Below are 15,962 nucleotides of genomic sequence, written 5' to 3'. Positions count from 1 at the left end.
AAGTTACGGCGTGCCCCCGGCTTGCGGTGCGCCTCCCGTCAGCCAGGCCCGCGCGTCGGCCTCTGCATCAGGCGCAAAGGAGCGGATTTCGAGGTTCGGGACCAGCAGGCTTTCCACGGCGGCAAGGTTCCTGACCCATCCCTGATCGGTCAGCACCGCGATCTTGTCGACCTTGCGGATCATCGCCATCAGTTGCCCCCAGTGGCGCAGTTCGACCCCGATCGCGCCAAGGGTCGGCCATTCCACCCCGCTGGCGCGCAGCAGCGCCCCGCCATGGCGCATGTCCTTGACCACCGGCACCAGCATGGTGAGCGCGATTTCCATTGCCACGGAATCCATCTGTCCCGTGACGTCCATGACCAGAAGGTTCGGGGCGTCGAGCGTTGCGGTGAATGTGGGTTGGGTCATCGGACAGCTCCTTTATCGGCTGTCCCCATGCTGCGCGCTTTGGGCATGTCGGGCCTTGATCGGTGTCAAGCCGTGACCGGGTTGCCCGCCCGCCACCTACATCGAGAAAGAGGTGCCGCACCCGCAGGAGGAGGTGGCGTTCGGGTTCTCGATGGTGAACCGCGCGCCAATGAGTTCCTCGGTGAAGTCGATCACCGCATCCGACAGGAAGGGCAGGGACACGCTGTCCACCACCACCTTCTGACCGCTGCCTTCCAGAACCAGGTCATCCTCGGACGGCGCGTCGAGGGTGATCTCGTACTGGAACCCGGAACAGCCGCCGCCCTCGACGGCGACGCGCAGGGCCTTTTCCTCACCCGAGGCCGCGTTGATTTCGGCGATCCGGGCAAAGGCGCGGTCGGTGACTTTCGGGGGCAGGGTCAGCATGGGCAGGGTCCCGGGGTCGGATTGAATCTGGTCGTGTGATACAAAAATAGGGCGTGTAACATCCACTCACAAGAGAGTGACGTTCACAACCTGAACCCAGGCGACCGACGGGGCGACATATGGGCAGCCAGGCTGGGAATGATCCGTTGGTCTGGTCACGCGAGGAAAGGTCCGACATGCACCCGCACCGCATCAAATCCACCCTCGTCCATTTCGTCCTGTCCGCTCTGGTCGCGGTCCTGTCCCTGACCATGCCAGCCGCTGCTCAGACCGACAGCTTGCCGATTCAGGCGATCCGGGACCGTGTTGCGCTGCTCTACGAGGCCCATGACCGGCTGTATGATCTCGACGTATCCGACGACACCCTGCGGGCGGTCTTCGATCGGCAGGGCGTGACGGAGGAGGGGTACGATTACCTCTCATCCTCTGCCGGAGGTCTGTTCCAGTCCTGGTCGCATCTGCGCCCGCTCTATCGCAGCGCTGACCGCACCCTGTCGGGATGGGTGCGCGCCGTGAGTGCCGGGCGCTACACCACGGATGAGGCCGAGGCGATCCTGCGCCCCGCCCTTGACCGGTTCGAAACGCTGCATGGCCAGATCGGCGACTGGCTGGAGGCCGAGGCACAGGCCCGCGCCGTCAGCGCCCATCTGAATGGCCTGCATCAGTGGGAGGCCGCGCGCGCGGTTCTGCCCGCGCTGGACCGGCCGGACTATGCCCTGATCGGACGGCTGGAAATCTTCCCACGCGAAGACGGCCCCCTCGACCCGCGTCCGGAGGCCGCGGCGCTGGCGCGGGCCGTTGCACATGCCGCGCCCGAGGACCATCGCCGTCTTGCGGCCAGCACCGCGGCCCTGATCCGCCTGACCGATCCCGCCGCCGCCGATGCGCTGGAGGAGCTGATCGAGCTGTTGGAGACCCGTACCGATCTGCTGCGTCAGCCGGTTTCCGCGATCCTCGATGAGGCCGAGGCGCTGCCGGATGACAGCCCCGCCCGTGCGGACCTGCTGGCCCGCGCGCAGGACCGGCTGACCTATCACCTGCTGCACGACACCCGACTGGCCGCCGGAGCCGCTGCCGTGGCCGGAGAGGAGGAGCAGGAGGAGGTGATCGCCACGCTTCTGGCGCAGGCCCGTCGCCTGATCCGCCTGCGCAACGATCTGATCGACCCGACGCGGCCCAACTCGCCGGCGCTGCGCTTCGTGTCCGTGCTGCATGCCAGCCTGCTGACGCTTGGTGTCAGCGAGGATGCGGTGCCGGAAGTCCGGGAACTGCGCGCTATCATGTCGGAGGTCTGCAGCGCCGTTGCATTGGCCGGACAACGCCCGCCGACGGCGATCTTCGCGGGCGCTTTCGGGGCTGCTTCCGGGCTGGCAGGGCAAAGCGCAGCGGGCATCCATCAGGCGGCCGATTGTCTCGAACTGCTCAATGCGGCCATTGCCAATGACGATCAGTCCGTCACCGGCAGCGCCGACTGCTCGCGCGAGCTGGAGCGCATGTTGCAGGGGCGGGCTTTCGTGGCGGAAGCCGCACAGGGCTTTCTGGAAAGCACGGTCGCGCAGCTGCCGGTGATCGGCCCGCTGGTCTCGACCGTGATCGGCTGGTTCTCGACCGAGTGACCCCTCGTCAGCGATGGCGGCCACTGCTATAGCCTGTGGATAAATGCGGCGGGCAAAGCCGCGGGGACAACAGGAATAAAGGAGGCAGGGGCGATGGCAGCACCCTATGCCTGCAACCCGGATGAAAGCCGTGGCAGGCTGTTCACAGAGGAGGAGAGCGCCTTTCGCTCGCCCTTTCAGCGGGATCGTGACCGGATCATCCATGCGGGCGCGTTTCGCAGGCTCAAGCACAAGACACAGGTCTTTGTGGAACATGAGGGCGACTATTTCCGCACCCGCCTGACCCATTCGATCGAGGTGGCGCAGGTGGCGCGCACCATCGCCCGCGCCCTTGGGCTGAACGAGGACCTGACCGAGGCGGTGGCGCTGGCCCATGATTTGGGTCACACGCCCTTTGGCCATACCGGCGAGGATGCGTTGAACGCCCTGATGGCCCCCTATGGCGGGTTTGATCACAACGCGCAGGCGCTGAAGATCGTGACTTCGCTGGAGCGGAATTATGCAGGCTTTGACGGGCTGAACCTGACATGGGAAACGCTGGAAGGGATCGCCAAGCACAATGGCCCGGTGCCCGCGCCGCTGCCCTTCGCGCTGGCTGACTACAACGCCCGTCACGATCTGGAACTGCACACCCATGCCAGCGGCGAGGCGCAGGTCGCCGCCGTGTCGGACGACGTGGCCTATAACAACCACGACCTTGCCGACGGGCTGCGCGCGGGCCTCTTTACCGATGCCGAGGCGGCGGAGCTGCCCATTGTGGGCGCGGCCTATGCAGAGGTGGACCGGGATTGGCCGGGGCTGGACAGGAAACGCCGCCGGGCCGAGGCGCTGCGGCGGGTCTTCGGGGTGATGGTGTCTGATGTGATCGACACATCGCGGGCGCGGCTGGCAGAAACGGCCCCGCAAAGCGTCGAAGAGCTTCGCGGCGCAGGGCGGCCCATGGTGCGGTTCTCGGAGGCGCTCTTTGCCGATCTGAAGGAGATCCGGGCGTTCCTGTTCTCGCGCATGTATCGCGCGCCCTCGGTGGTTGAGATGCGTAGCCGTGTGACGCGGGTGGTGGAGGAGCTTTTCCCGCTTTACATGGCGCGGCCCGAACTCCTGCCAGAGGAGTGGAAGCAGGACGTGGAAGCGGCCCGCGACGAGACCGCCCGCGCGCGGCTGGTCGCGGATTATATCGCCGGAATGACCGACCGATTTGCGCTGCAGCAGCATGGAGATCTTGTCGGAAACACGTGACAGGCGGCGCGGGGCGTGCTCTGCTTCTTGGCAAGAGTTGTCCCGAAAGGAGTTTTCGATGATCCGGATGATTGCATCGGTCTGTGTCCTGTCGCTGGCTGCAAGTGCTGTCATGGCCCAGAACCTGCCGCAGGGCCGCTACGAGCTGAATAGTTGCAGCGGCAACCCCTATTCCGATGGCGGGATGGAGCTGAACGGGCTTCAGATCCTGTTCTATGAAAGCGCCTGTACCGTGTCGAACCCGGAAGCGGTGCGCGGGATGGCAGGGGCCTGGCTTTATGACGCTCAATGTTCGGGCGAAGGTGAGACCTGGACCGCGCGTTACCTGATCATGCCGGGTTGGGAGAATGACGTGGTCTTCGTGCAGGAGCACTGGGCCGGGGTCTATGCCTATTGCGGGCCGGTGACGTCATACGAGCCGGAACCGCCTGCACCGGGCGGGGCCAGCAAGTAACGCGGTTTCGCCGCGCATCGCGCGTCGACCGGGGAACGGCCTTCCTCAACCTCCCGCTTCGCGGGAGGCCTCGTCAGGCCGTGTTGCCACGGGAATGTGGCCAGGGCGGTGCAGGGGTGGACGGTGCCGTCTGTGGCGCGGGTAGCAGGGGGCGCTGCCCCCGTCGCTTCGCTCCTCCCCCGAGGTATTTTTGCCAAGATGAAAGGGCGGGGTGGCTCGGTGATTGACCTTGGCGGTGCCCGTGATAAACCCGCGCCCAATCAGACAGGACCCGTGACATGACCCTTTTCGCCGATATCCGTGCGCTTGTGATCGAAAGCCTTGAGGCGCTGGCCTCGGACGGGGCGCTACCCGCCGGGCTCGACATGAAGAACGTCGCCGTGGAACCGCCGCGCGATGCGGCGCATGGGGATATGGCGACGAATGCGGCGATGGTGCTGGCGAAACCTGCGGGCATGAAGCCGCGAGACATTGCCGAGGCTCTGGCGGGCAAGCTGTCGGCGGATGACCGGATCGAGACGGCAGAGGTGGCGGGGCCAGGCTTTCTGAACCTGCGGCTGTCGGAGGCGACCTGGCGGGGCGTCATTGCCGGTGTGCTGGCGCAGGGCGCGGATTATGGCCGCTCCGGCATGGGGCAGGGACAGAAGGTCAACGTGGAATACGTGAGCGCCAACCCGACCGGGCCCCTGCATGTGGGCCATACGCGCGGCGCGGTGTTTGGAGATGCGCTGGCGAGCCTGCTGGATTTCGCCGGTCACGAGGTGACGCGCGAATACTACATCAACGATGGTGGCGCGCAGGTCGATGTGCTGGCACGCTCCGTCTACCTGCGTTACCTCGAAGCCCACGGGCAGGAGGTGGCGTTCGAGGATGGCACCTATCCGGGTGACTACCTGATCGAGGTGGGCGAGGCGCTGAAGGCCAGGGTGGGCGACGCTTATGTGGGTAAGCCCGAGGCCGATTGGCTGGTCCCGGTGCGCGACTATGCCACCGTTGCGATGATGGAGCTGATCCGCGAGGATCTGGCTGCGCTCGGCGTGAAGATGGACCTGTTCTATTCCGAGAAGTCGCTTTACGGGACTGGCCGGATCGAAGCGGCTATTGAAGACTTGCGCGGCAAGGGCCTGATCTACAAGGGTGTGCTGGAGCCGCCCAAGGGCAAGACGCCCGAGGATTGGGAGCCGCGCGAACAGACCCTGTTCAAATCGACCGACTACGGCGATGACGTGGATCGGCCGATCATGAAATCGGATGGGGCCTGGACCTATTTCGCCCCCGACATCGCCTATCACTATGACAAGGTGCAACGGGGCTTCGACGCACTCATCGACGTGTTCGGGGCCGACCATGGCGGCTATGTCAAGCGGATGAAGGCGGCTGTGTCGGCCCTGTCGTCGGGGCGGGTGCCGCTGGATATCAAGCTGACGCAGCTGGTGAAGCTCTACCAGAACGGGCAGCCCTTCAAGATGTCCAAGCGCGCGGGCACCTTCGTGACGTTGCGCGATGTGGTCGATCTGGTGGGGGCGGACGTGACGCGCTTCGTCATGCTGACCCGCAAGAACGACGCGCCCTTGGATTTCGACCTGGATAAAGTGCGCGAGCAATCCAAGGATAACCCTGTTTTCTACGTGCAATACGCGCACGCCCGGATCTGTTCGGTGCAGCGCAAGGCGGCAGAGGCCGGGATTGCCGCCGATGCGTCCGACCTGTCTTCCATCGCCCATCCGGCAGAGTTTGCACTGGCGGCGAAGCTGGCGGAATGGCCGCGCCTGGTGGAGATTGCGGCCACCAGCCACGAACCGCATCGGGTGGCCTTCTACCTCTATGACCTGGCCAGCGAGTTCCACGGGCTGTGGAACAAGGGGAACGCCGAACCGGCCCTGCGCTTCCTGCAGGAGGAAGACCCTGTTGCATCGAAAGCAAAACTTGCCCTCATCGGTGCCGTTCAGGTTGTTATTTCCAACGGTCTTGGTATCTTGGGCGTGACACCGGTCGAAGAAATGCGCTGAGGGCAGCCCCGAACATAACGGGGCGTTCATCGAAAAAGCGAAGGCCGGGGATCGAGCAGGCTATGAAATACCCGGTATGCCGCGCCTTTTGCGGACTGCCCATGCCGGGAAGCGAGGGCAGGCATGGCAGATATTGAGTATTATGATGAACCCGCGTCCCGGTATGACACCGAGGGCGCAACCGCCGCGTCGGGCATGTCCATTATCGTCAACTGGATCGGCGCGTTGATGTCGGTGGCGCTGATCGTCGGGCTGGCGATCTGGGCCTGGCAGCTGACGGTGCGCGATGTCTCCGGCGTGCCGGTGATCCGGGCGCTGGAAGGGCCGATGCGGGTGGCCCCGGAAAACCCCGGCGGCACCGTGGCAGACCATCAGGGGCTGGCGGTGAACCGCATTACGGAAGGGGCGGAGGCCGCGCCGGCCGCCGATCGGATCGTGCTGGCCCCGGCGCCGCTGGATATCGAAGAGATCGACCTGAGCTCTGCCAGCCTTCCGGCGGACAGCACCGCGCCTGCAGACAGCGCGGGCGAGGAAACGCTGGCGCTGATCGACCGGCTTCTGGAAGAGGCCACGCCGCTGGAACCGCTTGACCCCGTGGCCGAGCCCGAGGTTGCCGCAGCCGAAAACCCGGTGGAGGCCGCCGTTGCAGAGGCGCTTGCGGGGTCGCCGCGCCCGGTGATCGAGGTGATCTCCGCCTCCATCCCCGGTGTCAGCCGTTCGCTGAGGCCGCTGAGCCGCCCGGAAGAAGTGGTGCTTGTGGCGTCGCTGGACCCGGCCGCACCCGTGGCCACGCCATCCGCGTCCGCTGATGTGACCGAGCTTGACCCGGAAGGGCTGGCGACGGGCACCCGGCTGGTGCAGCTCGGGGCTTTTGACGATGCGGAGACCGCGCGCGAGGAATGGGCACGGCTGGCCCGGCTTTACCCGGATTTCTTCCGCGACAAGGATCGGGTGGTGCAGCGGGCGGTGTCGGGCGGGCGGGCCTTCTTCCGCCTGCGCGCGCATGGGTTCGATGACCTGTCGGATGCCCGCCGTTTCTGCACGGCTCTGAATGCGCAGGGCGCGCCCTGTATCCCCGTGACCGTGCGTTAAGCCCCCGTGCACGCCGCGAAAAGCGCCACGATCCTCGGCTGTCTCGGCCCGCGCCTGTCGCGTGCGGAGGCGGCGTTCTTCGCGGATGTGGCCCCGGTGGGGTTCATCCTCTTTGCCCGCAACGTGGACACGCCGGATCAGGTGCGGCGGCTGACCGGCGATCTGCGTGACGCCGTGGGCTGGAATGCGCCGATTTTCGTCGATCAGGAAGGGGGCCGGGTGCAGCGCCTGCGCGCGCCGCATTGGCGCGAATGGCTGCCGCCCTTGGATCAGGTGGCCAAGGCGGGACCGGAGCGCGCGGCGCGGTCGATGTATCTGCGCAGCTATCTTATCGGGCGGGAACATCTGGCGCTTGGCATCGACGGCAATTGCGCGCCCTGTGCGGATATCGCGCGGGACCAGACGCACCCGTTTCTGCGCAATCGCTGCTACGGGGAAGATGCTGAAACCGTTGTGAAAATTTCGCGCGCCGTGGCCGAGGGACTGTCGGATGCCGGGGTGTTTCCGGTGATGAAGCATATGCCGGGCCATGGGCTGGGAACGCTCGACAGCCATCATGAGTTGCCGCATGTGACCGCCGCGCGAGAGGCGCTGGACAGGACGGATTTTGCCGCCTTCCGGGCGCTGAACGATCTGCATTGGGGCATGAGCGCGCATCTGGTCTTTGACCGGATCGACCCCGATGCCCCCGCAACGCTCAGCCCTGTGATGATCCGGCTGATCCGCGAGGAGATCGGGTTTGACGGGCTGCTGATGACCGACGACCTGTCGATGAACGCGCTGCCGGGCGGGATCGGCGACCGGGCGGCCGGGGCGATAGCCGCAGGCTGTGACGTGGCGCTGCATTGCAACGGCAAGCGCGAGGAGATGGATCAGGTCGTCGCGGCGACGGGGCGGTTGGGGGAAGCCGCTTCGAAGCGGCTTGGTCGCGCCCTTGGCAGCCGTCGCCACGCCAGTGATCTGTCCGAGGCGGAGGCACTGGCAGAGCTGTCAGCGCTTCTGGCATAGGGGCTGGCCTGACACACCCGTTCCGGCGGAAAACGCGATTTCGAAATCGCGTCCCCGCGCCCCATGCCCGATCTTGACATTCCCCTGCCATCCCCGGACTTTATCCCCCTTCACCATGGACCGCGCCCCGGATGTCAGACAGCACAGATCGCCAGCCAGAGGATCTTTGGGAAACCGTCGCCGAACGGCGCGCGGCGGAGGCCTTGATCGTCGATGTCGACGGCTTTGAAGGCCCGCTCGACGTGCTCTTGACGCTGAGCCGCACGCAAAAGGTGGACCTGCGCAAGATCTCGGTTCTGAAACTGGCCGAGCAATACCTGGCCTTCGTCGAAAAGGCCCGCTCGCTTCGTATCGAACTGGCCGCCGATTACCTTGTGATGGCGGCCTGGCTGGCCTTCCTGAAATCCCGCTTGCTGCTGCCCCCCGACCCTGCCGAGGAGGGCCCGACCGGCGAGGAACTGGCCGCCCATCTGGCCTTCCAGCTCGAACGCCTGCAAGCCATGCGCGACCGGGCCGCGCGGATCATGGCGCGCGATCAGCTTGGCAAGGACCGCTTCGTGCGCGGCCTGCCCGAGCGGGTGGAAACCGCGCGCAGGACGCGTTTCACCGCCTCGCTGCTGGACCTGATGCAGGCCTATGCCCGCACCCGCACCCGCGATGATTTCCGCCCCTTCGTGCTGGACCGCGAATCCATCTTCACCATGGAGGCGGCCCTGGACCGGATGCGGGGCATGATCGGCTTTTCCGGGGACTGGGTCGATATCTCGACCTTCATTCCCGATGGCTGGCGGCGCGACCCGATGAAACGCCGCTCTGCCACCGCCTCGACCTTCGCCGCTTCGCTGGAGCTGGTGAAGGCGGGCAAGGCGACCCTTCGCCAGACCGAGACATTCGCGCCGATCCACCTGAAAGCAAGAGGCCCCGATGACCGCTGAGGACCCGGATATCGAGCGGGACACCCCGATTGAAGAGGAGCAGGAAGACAGCCTCTTTCAGGCCCCGCCGCTCGCGGAACAGGAACGCATGGTCGAGGCGATGCTCTTTGCGTCGAGCGAGCCGCTGACCACCCGCGCCATGCAGGACCGCATGCCCCATGGCTGCGACGCGGCAGAGGCCATGGTGCTGCTGCGCCGCCGCTATCAGGGCAGGGGGGTCAACGTGGCCCGCGTGGGCGATGCCTGGGCCATTCGCACCGCGCCCGACCTCTCGTTCCTGATGAGCCGCGAGACGGTGGAAACCCGCAAGCTCAGCCGGGCGGCCATCGAAACGCTGGCCATCATCGCCTACCATCAGCCCTGCACCCGCGCCGAGATCGAGGAAATCCGGGGCGTGTCCGTCAGCCGGGGCACCATCGACCAGCTGATCGAGATGGAGTGGATCCGCTTCGGCCGTCGCAAGATGACGCCGGGCCGGCCCGTGACCTATGTAGTGACACCCCAGTTCCTCGATCATTTCGGGCTGGAAACCACCCGCGACCTGCCGGGCCTGAAAGAGCTGCGCGAAGCGGGCCTTCTGGACAACCGCCCGCCACCCGGCATGTTTCCCGGCCCCGATGACAGCGGTGAAGACGATGCACTGGACCCAGGTCCGGGGCAGGAGGACATGTTCGGCCCCTGAACGTCCGGATTGCCCCAATTCTGCCATGGAATCGTGCCAGGCTGGACAAAACAACCAGATTCGAGGCAGACCCATGGACCGTATCATCAACATGATCCTCAACCGCCTGCTCCGGCGCGTGATCAATCGCGGCGTCGATGCCGGGGTGAATGCCGCCTTCGGCAACCGCGATGACGATCAGATGACCCCCGATCAGCGCCAGGCCATCCAGCGCAACACGCAGCGCGCGCGTCAGGCAACCCGGCTGGCCAGCCGGATGACCCGTCTCTGACCTATTTCTATCGTTTATTCGGTGCATTGGTGCTGGCGCCCTCGGGCGCTGCGTGCCATTGTGCCGCCGCGCCTTTCTAACAGGAGAGATCCCTTATGCTCCGGCCCCATTTTTACCTGTCCATTGCCCTTCTGTCTCTGACCTCTGCACCTGCCTTCGCTCAGCAGGAACCCACGCCCGAGGAACTGGCGATCCGCGCCGCGTCCCCCGGCGTCATCGTGAACGAGGAGACCGGGGAGTATACCGCCATCGAACTGGAGCTTCAGGGCTGCCGGATCGTGCAGACGCTGATGACCAACCAGGGTTATACTCTGGGCGGCCCGGTCGGCGTTCAGGTGCTGCGCATGGATCTGCGCGACCTTGATCCGCTGACCGGCATCCTGCCCGCCGAAGACACGGTGAATGGCCATACCCGTGTGATGCTGATGCCCTCGCAATCCGCGTGGGAGGCGATCCAGACCGCCGGTGGCATCTTCTCGGATATGCGCACCGCCGCCGCTGAACAGGGCGATCAGGAAAACCCCGACGCGATCAACGGTGCCCGCACCCTGCGCACCCGCGCGCAGCGCATGTTCTCGGCCGATGCGGTGCTTGGCAATTTCGGTCCCGTCATGGCGCGTACCCATGTGCTGCAGATGCGCGGCGACCGGGGTGAGCTGATCTACCCGCTGGTCGCGCCGATGCAGATCACCCTGGACCCGGAGGCCGCCGATGCGGCGCTGGCCACGATCAATGACCTGCGCGCCGGGCCCTGTGCGCCCGAGGATGGCATTTCCGCCGAGCCGGAGCCGCAGCCCGAAGTGGGTGCGGACGAAGATGGCGAAGCCACTGAATAGGGCAGAAACTCCTTGCGCCGGGGCCCGGTTCCGGCGCAACTTTTCCGTGTTTTATGACGGAAAAGGAATTCACCATGTTTCGATTTGCCCTGCTGGCGGCTGCCATGGCGCTCGCCAGCCCCGCCGCGGCCTTCCCGCGCGTCTATTTCTTCTGCATGATTGACGACCAGTCGCCCCCTTATATCCGTGTGGGGCCGATGTCGCCCAATCAGACCGAGGCACGGTTTCTCTATCCCCCCGCCCATGACGGCGCGCGGCGGGAGCATGACATGCTCTGGATCGGTGAGACTGCCTCGGGCGAGATCCGCTATCACGCGGGTGATCTGTCGCTGGACCTCGCGGCCGAGGATACTTCGTTGCAGGTTGGGGATACGGTCCTCCCCTGTACGATGCTTGAACTGCCACAGGAACACCCGCGCGGCGACTACCCGGCTTTAGCGCTCTCTGTCGGCGGAGCCGTGCATTCAGGCCCCGAAGCGGATCAGCCCGTATTGGCTGAGATAGCAACGGGAACCCGGCTCTACCTCCGGTCCCGCTCGGAGGACGAGACCGACGGATATCCCTGGTTTGAACTCTACGACCCGACCGGGCCGGCAGGGTATGTGTGGGGCGGAGATATTTGCCCCGGTTTCGAACCGCTGGATGGCGCGCTGCCCTCCTGCGATCAATGACTTGAAAAGGACATTCTGAAAGCGCTTGATCCCTCTCGTTGCGGCGTTGGTGATGCTGGCCCTGCCAGCGGCTGCACAAACCCGGTTCGACTGCGGTCCGCTTGGCGATGGCAGCTATATCGTCACCATTGATCCGGCCATGGCGGACCGGGCAGAGGCCCGCTTTACCATGGGCATGGATTCTGGCGGTGGCGCCACCAGCCCGGCCACGCTGCTGACAGCCGCGCCGACCGGATCGGGCTTTCGCTATGTGGGCCCCAATATGGAACTGCGCGGGCAGGGCAATATGGCCGAGCTTCAGGTCGAGGACATGATGCTGGTCTGCCAGACGGTCAGCGCGGGCGGCGGGGCCTTCCCGGTGCAGGCGCGGTCCTGGGGCGGCAATGTGCGCGTGGGGCCGGGCATGGAATATGACCGCATCGGCAGCTTCGCGGAGGGCGACGACCTGATGATCGTTGCCAATACCGGCGTGATGATGAACGGCTACCCCTGGTTCGAGGTGCGCGACATGGAAGGCGCGGGCGGGTTCCATTGGGGCGGCATCATCTGCTGGACCACGGTGCCGGTGGATGGCGTGTTCCAGTCCTGCCCATAGGGCCAGAGGGGAAAGCGGCCCTGACCGGGCCGCGATCCTTCAGTTTCCGAACCGGGCGCTGAATTCCTGCATCATCCCGCCCCAGGCCTGAAACGCGGCGGCGGGATCGGCGGCAGGGGCACTGTGGCTCAGCACAAGCCAGCCATCACCGCCGACGCTGACGCTGCCCCCCAGACCGGCGGCCTGCCAGTCTGCTGCGGCGTCGCCACCCGAAGGCGGCGGGGCCACGGCCTGAAAGCTGAGCGTGCTGCAATTGCTGCCGCTGCTGCTGCAATCGGGGCCGGAGGCCATGGCGACATAGCTTGCGGTGCCAGCCTCGCCGAAGATGGTCAGGCTGCCGCCCGCATCCTCCATCCGGGCCGGGCCAAGCAGCATCGCCTGACCCAGAAGATCCCCCGGCGCGGTCTGTGCCGACAGCGGTGTCGCCAGCAGGGCCAGCCCTGCAATCCAGATACGCATCATCTCTGATCTCCCTTTGTGTTCGGGTGTCACTGCGTCAGGTGGCTGTTGAACTCCGCCAGAGTCAGCCGCCAGATGTCGAAACTGTCCGCAAAGTTCTGCCGGGTGACGCCGAAGTCTATGTTGACGCTCCAATGCAGGATCACGCTGCCGCTGCGGGCCACATAGGCCGCGCCGAACCGCTGATCCTCGTTCCACTGGTTCAGCAGGGTCAACCCGTTGCGTTCGGTGGTGAAGGTCGCAAAGAACTGAAGGGAATCGCAGGCCCCGTCCTCGCAGCCATACATCAGGATGCCATAATTGTTGCCCTCGATCGTGCCGGTCATCATCGGCTGACCGTTGTTCGAGGCTTCCATCTGCGCCGGGCCGAAACCTTGCGCGACGCTCATGATATCCTGGGGGGTGTTGCCCAACATCTGGGCATGGGCCGGGGCGGCGAGTGAAATGGCTATGGCGGTGGCGGCAAACATGCGTCTCATGGGCAATCCTCTGGCTATGACGTGAAACTCAATACGCCAAGGGTAGGCCCGGACCGCTGGCCTGTCAAAACGCAATTCCCGAACCCGGACCGGAAAAGCAAAAGGGCGCCACGCGGGCGCCCTTTTCGTTGTTCTGTCTGCCGCGATCAGCAGCTGTAGTACATCTTGTACTCGATCGGGTGCGGGCAGTGTTCGAAGGCGTAGACCTCGTCCCACTTCAGCTCCAGGTAGCCCTCGATCTGGTCCTTGGTGAACACGTCGCCTTTCAGCAGGAAGTCGTGATCGGCTTCCAGGTTTTCCAGGGCTTCGCGCAAGCTTGCGCAGACGGTCGGGATGCCGGCCAGTTCCTCGGGCGGCAGGTCGTAGAGGTCCTTGTCGGACGCTTCGCCCGGATGGATCTTGTTCTCGATCCCGTCGAGGCCAGCCATCAGCAGCGCCGCGAAGCACAGGTAGGGGTTGGCGGCCGGATCGGGGAAACGGGCCTCGACGCGCTTGGCCTTCGGCGATTCCGCCCACGGGATACGCACGCAGCCGGACCGGTTGCGGGCCGAATACGCACGCAGAACCGGGGCCTCGAAGCCGGGGATCAGGCGCTTGTAGGAGTTGGTCGACGGGTTGGTGAAGGCATTGAGCGTCTTGGCATGCTTCAGGATGCCGCCGATGAAGTACAGGGCTTCGTCGGACAGGTCGGCATACTTGTCGCCCGCGAACAGCGGCTTGCCGTCCTTCCAGATCGACATGTTCACATGCATGCCGGTGCCGTTGTCGCCGGAAATCGGCTTGGGCATGAAGGTGGCGGATTTGCCATAGGCGTGGGCCACGTTGTGGATCACGTATTTGTATTTCTGCAGCTCGTCGGCCTGCTTGGTGAGCGAGCCGAAGATCAGGCCAAGCTCGTGCTGACAGGACGCCACCTCGTGGTGGTGCTTGTCGACCTTCATGCCGATCCGCTTCATGGTGGACAGCATTTCCGAGCGCAGGTCCTGCGCCGCGTCGGTCGGGTTCACGGGGAAGTAGCCGCCCTTGATGCCGGGGCGGTGGCCCATGTTGCCCATCTCGTATTCGCTGTCCGAGTTCCAGGCCGCGTCCTGTGCGTCAACCTCGAACGAGACCTTGTTCATCTCGACCGAGAAGCGCACGTCGTCGAACAGGAAGAATTCCGCTTCGGGACCGAAATAGGAGGTGTCGCCGATGCCCGAGGAGATCAGGTAGGCTTCGGCCTTCTGCGCGGTGCCGCGCGGGTCGCGGGAATAGGGCTCGCCGGTGTCGGGCTCGACCACGGTGCAGTGAATGCACAGCGTCTTTTCCGCGTAGAACGGGTCGATATAGGCGCTGTCGGTGTCGGGCATCAGCTTCATGTCCGACTGTTCGATGGACTTCCAGCCAGCGATGGAGGAGCCGTCGAACATGAACCCTTCTTCGAGGAAGTCCTCATCGACCTGATCGGCCATCACGGTGACGTGTTGCAGCTTGCCGCGCGGGTCGGTGAAGCGGATATCGACATATTCGATGTCTTCTTCCCGGATCAGGTTCAGAACGTTTTCGTTGCTCATGTCCAAGTGTCCTTGAGAGTAGTTGACTGTTGGTAAGGGGAAAGCGCCGCTCAGAGAGCGTCTTCGCCGCTTTCGCCCGTGCGGATGCGGATCGCCTGTTCGACGGACGAGACGAAAATCTTGCCGTCGCCGATCTTGTCGGTCTTGGCTGCGTCCACGATCGCTTCGATCGCGCCGTCAACCATGTCATCGGACAGGACAACGTCGATTTTCACCTTGGGCAGGAAGTCGACCACATATTCCGCGCCGCGATACAGCTCGGTATGGCCCTTCTGACGTCCGAAACCCTTGACCTCGGTGACGCTGAGGCCCTGGATGCCAATCTCCTGAAGGGCCTCTTTCACCTCGTCCAGTTTGAACGGCTTGATGATGGCTTCGATCTTTTTCATGTCTGCCGACTCCTCTGGCCCGAGTATTGCAGGCCCGTGACACCACTTTCCCGATGGGGTCGCAATCGGGTAGCGTGACACAGGGGGGCTTGCTGTCCGGGAATCCGCAGCGACCGCCCAATATCAACGCAATGCGCACAAAAAATGTGCACTGTGAAAACTCATGATCGCCAAGGGGCCATACCGGCATGACCGAGCTGCTGACCGCCGCACAGATGCGGAGCCTGGAAACCGCCGCGATGGAGACCGGCCCGGTCACCGGACAGGAGCTGATGGAACGCGCCGGGGCAGGGGTTGTCGCGGCGCTGCTTGCCCATTGGCCCGAGCTTCGGGCGGGGTCGTTCCGGGCGCTGGTGCTCTGTGGTCCCGGCAACAATGGCGGCGACGGGTTCGTCATTGCCCGGCTGCTGCATCAGGCGGGCTGGACGGTCACGCTGCATCTTTTCGGTGATCCCGACCGCTTGCCGCCGGATGCCGCGCTGAATTGCAGCCGTTGGCAGGCGCTTGGCGAGGTGCGGCCCTGGGATGGCGAGGCGATTGCCGGGGCACGGGCCGATCTGGTTGTCGATGCGGTGTTCGGCGCGGGCCTGACCCGGCCGGTGCCGCATGAGATCGTTTCGCCCATGGTGATCGGCATGGGGCATCGCGGGCGAAGCTGCCGCAAGCTTGCCGTCGATAGTCCCACGGGGCTGTGCATGGATAGCGGCCGCGTGCTGGTCGACAGCGAGGCCGGACTGCCCAATGCCGACCTCACGGTGACCTTCCACCGTGCCCGGCCGGGGCACTACCTGGCCAGCGGCCCGGCGGCCTGCGGGGCGGTTGTGGTCGCCGATATCGGGCTGC

19 protein-coding genes are annotated in these 15,962 nt (G+C 65.1%); 13 read left to right on the top strand and 6 right to left on the bottom strand.

Annotated elements, in window-relative coordinates:
- Nucleotides 1–3: 3 nt before the first annotated feature.
- Both RBB16_RS06510 and RBB16_RS06505 read right to left on the bottom strand, forming a co-directional pair.
- Nucleotides 4–408 (bottom strand): STAS/SEC14 domain-containing protein, encoded by a 405-nt coding sequence (locus tag RBB16_RS06510; RefSeq protein ID WP_306045391.1) that lies wholly within the window; start codon nt 406–408, stop codon nt 4–6.
- 96 nt (nt 409–504) lie between these two features.
- A complete protein-coding gene (locus RBB16_RS06505; RefSeq protein ID WP_193600204.1) occupies nt 505–834 on the bottom strand; it encodes an iron-sulfur cluster assembly accessory protein in 330 nt (109 codons plus the stop codon).
- 176 nt (nt 835–1,010) lie between these two features.
- Here RBB16_RS06505 and RBB16_RS06500 point away from each other — a divergent pair, with 176 nt between their 5' ends.
- The 12 genes from RBB16_RS06500 (at nt 1,011) to RBB16_RS06445 (ending at nt 12,239) form a co-directional block, all read left to right on the top strand.
- The gene (locus RBB16_RS06500) at nt 1,011–2,450 is read left to right on the top strand and encodes a hypothetical protein (RefSeq protein WP_306045390.1); all 1,440 of its coding nucleotides are present in this window, start codon (nt 1,011–1,013) and stop codon (nt 2,448–2,450) included.
- Nucleotides 2,451–2,543: 93 nt separating this feature from the next.
- Nucleotides 2,544–3,686: a deoxyguanosinetriphosphate triphosphohydrolase gene (locus RBB16_RS06495; RefSeq protein ID WP_306045389.1), complete on the top strand. Its 1,143-nt coding sequence runs from the start codon at nt 2,544–2,546 to the stop codon at nt 3,684–3,686.
- Between the two features lie 58 nt (nt 3,687–3,744).
- Nucleotides 3,745–4,140 carry a hypothetical protein gene (locus tag RBB16_RS06490; protein ID WP_306045388.1) on the top strand — a complete coding sequence of 132 codons (396 nt, stop codon included), beginning with the start codon at nt 3,745–3,747 and terminating at the stop codon, nt 4,138–4,140.
- Between the two features lie 278 nt (nt 4,141–4,418).
- Nucleotides 4,419–6,149 (top strand): arginine--tRNA ligase, encoded by a 1,731-nt coding sequence (argS, locus tag RBB16_RS06485; RefSeq protein WP_306045387.1) that lies wholly within the window; start codon nt 4,419–4,421, stop codon nt 6,147–6,149.
- Between the two features lie 123 nt (nt 6,150–6,272).
- Nucleotides 6,273–7,241 carry an SPOR domain-containing protein gene (locus RBB16_RS06480; protein ID WP_306045386.1) on the top strand — a complete coding sequence of 323 codons (969 nt, stop codon included), beginning with the start codon at nt 6,273–6,275 and terminating at the stop codon, nt 7,239–7,241.
- Nucleotides 7,242–7,247: 6 nt separating this feature from the next.
- Nucleotides 7,248–8,249 (top strand): glycoside hydrolase family 3 N-terminal domain-containing protein, encoded by a 1,002-nt coding sequence (locus RBB16_RS06475; RefSeq protein ID WP_306045385.1) that lies wholly within the window; start codon nt 7,248–7,250, stop codon nt 8,247–8,249.
- Nucleotides 8,250–8,380: 131 nt separating this feature from the next.
- Nucleotides 8,381–9,184, top strand: a complete 804-nt coding sequence (locus RBB16_RS06470; protein WP_306045384.1) for a ScpA family protein — start codon at nt 8,381–8,383, stop codon at nt 9,182–9,184.
- Nucleotides 9,174–9,866 carry an SMC-Scp complex subunit ScpB gene (gene scpB / locus RBB16_RS06465; RefSeq protein ID WP_306045383.1) on the top strand — a complete coding sequence of 231 codons (693 nt, stop codon included), beginning with the start codon at nt 9,174–9,176 and terminating at the stop codon, nt 9,864–9,866. Before RBB16_RS06470 ends, scpB begins: the two co-directional genes overlap by 11 nt.
- Nucleotides 9,867–9,939: 73 nt before the next feature.
- Nucleotides 9,940–10,137 carry a hypothetical protein gene (locus tag RBB16_RS06460; protein ID WP_071692070.1) on the top strand — a complete coding sequence of 66 codons (198 nt, stop codon included), beginning with the start codon at nt 9,940–9,942 and terminating at the stop codon, nt 10,135–10,137.
- A 95-nt stretch (nt 10,138–10,232) separates the two neighbouring features.
- A complete protein-coding gene (locus RBB16_RS06455; RefSeq protein WP_306045382.1) occupies nt 10,233–10,973 on the top strand; it encodes a hypothetical protein in 741 nt (246 codons plus the stop codon).
- A gap of 74 nt (nt 10,974–11,047) precedes the next feature.
- Nucleotides 11,048–11,644 (top strand): hypothetical protein, encoded by a 597-nt coding sequence (locus RBB16_RS06450; protein WP_306045381.1) that lies wholly within the window; start codon nt 11,048–11,050, stop codon nt 11,642–11,644.
- 25 nt (nt 11,645–11,669) lie between these two features.
- Nucleotides 11,670–12,239, top strand: coding sequence for a hypothetical protein (locus RBB16_RS06445; RefSeq protein WP_306045380.1), 570 nt, complete (start codon nt 11,670–11,672; stop codon nt 12,237–12,239).
- A 39-nt stretch (nt 12,240–12,278) separates the two neighbouring features.
- On the opposite strand, the gene RBB16_RS06440 is transcribed toward RBB16_RS06445, so the two are convergent.
- The 4 genes from RBB16_RS06440 to RBB16_RS06425 form a co-directional block, all read right to left on the bottom strand.
- A complete protein-coding gene (locus RBB16_RS06440) occupies nt 12,279–12,701 on the bottom strand; it encodes a hypothetical protein (RefSeq protein ID WP_306045378.1) in 423 nt (140 codons plus the stop codon).
- A gap of 26 nt (nt 12,702–12,727) precedes the next feature.
- Nucleotides 12,728–13,177 (bottom strand): YbjN domain-containing protein, encoded by a 450-nt coding sequence (locus tag RBB16_RS06435; protein ID WP_306045377.1) that lies wholly within the window; start codon nt 13,175–13,177, stop codon nt 12,728–12,730.
- A gap of 146 nt (nt 13,178–13,323) precedes the next feature.
- Nucleotides 13,324–14,730 carry a type I glutamate--ammonia ligase gene (gene glnA, locus RBB16_RS06430; protein ID WP_071692064.1) on the bottom strand — a complete coding sequence of 469 codons (1,407 nt, stop codon included), beginning with the start codon at nt 14,728–14,730 and terminating at the stop codon, nt 13,324–13,326.
- Nucleotides 14,731–14,780: 50 nt separating this feature from the next.
- Nucleotides 14,781–15,119 carry a P-II family nitrogen regulator gene (locus RBB16_RS06425; protein WP_127560277.1) on the bottom strand — a complete coding sequence of 113 codons (339 nt, stop codon included), beginning with the start codon at nt 15,117–15,119 and terminating at the stop codon, nt 14,781–14,783.
- Nucleotides 15,120–15,307: 188 nt separating this feature from the next.
- Here RBB16_RS06425 and RBB16_RS06420 point away from each other — a divergent pair.
- Nucleotides 15,308–15,962 (top strand): NAD(P)H-hydrate epimerase (locus RBB16_RS06420; RefSeq protein WP_306045375.1); only part of this gene is annotated, 655 nt, incomplete at its 3' end.

This window comes from Nioella sp. MMSF_3534 (genome assembly GCF_030732985.1).
GTDB lineage: Bacteria > Pseudomonadota > Alphaproteobacteria > Rhodobacterales > Rhodobacteraceae > Nioella.
The sequence above is the reverse complement of the archived record's forward strand: the minus strand, read 5'-3'. Positions and strand labels throughout refer to the sequence as shown.

Bases quoted from the DNA above. Each gene is read 5' to 3' on its own strand.
- RBB16_RS06510 (WP_306045391.1), bottom strand. From the start codon at position 408: ATGACCCAACCCACATTCACCGCAACGCTCGACGCCCCGAACCTTCTG.
- RBB16_RS06505 (WP_193600204.1), bottom strand. From the start codon at position 834: ATGCTGACCCTGCCCCCGAAAGTCACCGACCGCGCCTTTGCCCGGATC.
- RBB16_RS06500 (WP_306045390.1), top strand. From the start codon at position 1,011: ATGCACCCGCACCGCATCAAATCCACCCTCGTCCATTTCGTCCTGTCC.
- RBB16_RS06495 (WP_306045389.1), top strand. From the start codon at position 2,544: ATGGCAGCACCCTATGCCTGCAACCCGGATGAAAGCCGTGGCAGGCTG.
- RBB16_RS06490 (WP_306045388.1), top strand. From the start codon at position 3,745: ATGATCCGGATGATTGCATCGGTCTGTGTCCTGTCGCTGGCTGCAAGT.
- argS (WP_306045387.1), top strand. From the start codon at position 4,419: ATGACCCTTTTCGCCGATATCCGTGCGCTTGTGATCGAAAGCCTTGAG.
- RBB16_RS06480 (WP_306045386.1), top strand. From the start codon at position 6,273: ATGGCAGATATTGAGTATTATGATGAACCCGCGTCCCGGTATGACACC.
- RBB16_RS06470 (WP_306045384.1), top strand. From the start codon at position 8,381: ATGTCAGACAGCACAGATCGCCAGCCAGAGGATCTTTGGGAAACCGTC.
- scpB (WP_306045383.1), top strand. From the start codon at position 9,174: ATGACCGCTGAGGACCCGGATATCGAGCGGGACACCCCGATTGAAGAG.
- RBB16_RS06460 (WP_071692070.1), top strand. From the start codon at position 9,940: ATGGACCGTATCATCAACATGATCCTCAACCGCCTGCTCCGGCGCGTG.
- RBB16_RS06455 (WP_306045382.1), top strand. From the start codon at position 10,233: ATGCTCCGGCCCCATTTTTACCTGTCCATTGCCCTTCTGTCTCTGACC.
- RBB16_RS06450 (WP_306045381.1), top strand. From the start codon at position 11,048: ATGTTTCGATTTGCCCTGCTGGCGGCTGCCATGGCGCTCGCCAGCCCC.
- RBB16_RS06440 (WP_306045378.1), bottom strand. From the start codon at position 12,701: ATGATGCGTATCTGGATTGCAGGGCTGGCCCTGCTGGCGACACCGCTG.
- RBB16_RS06435 (WP_306045377.1), bottom strand. From the start codon at position 13,177: ATGAGACGCATGTTTGCCGCCACCGCCATAGCCATTTCACTCGCCGCC.
- glnA (WP_071692064.1), bottom strand. From the start codon at position 14,730: ATGAGCAACGAAAACGTTCTGAACCTGATCCGGGAAGAAGACATCGAA.
- RBB16_RS06425 (WP_127560277.1), bottom strand. From the start codon at position 15,119: ATGAAAAAGATCGAAGCCATCATCAAGCCGTTCAAACTGGACGAGGTG.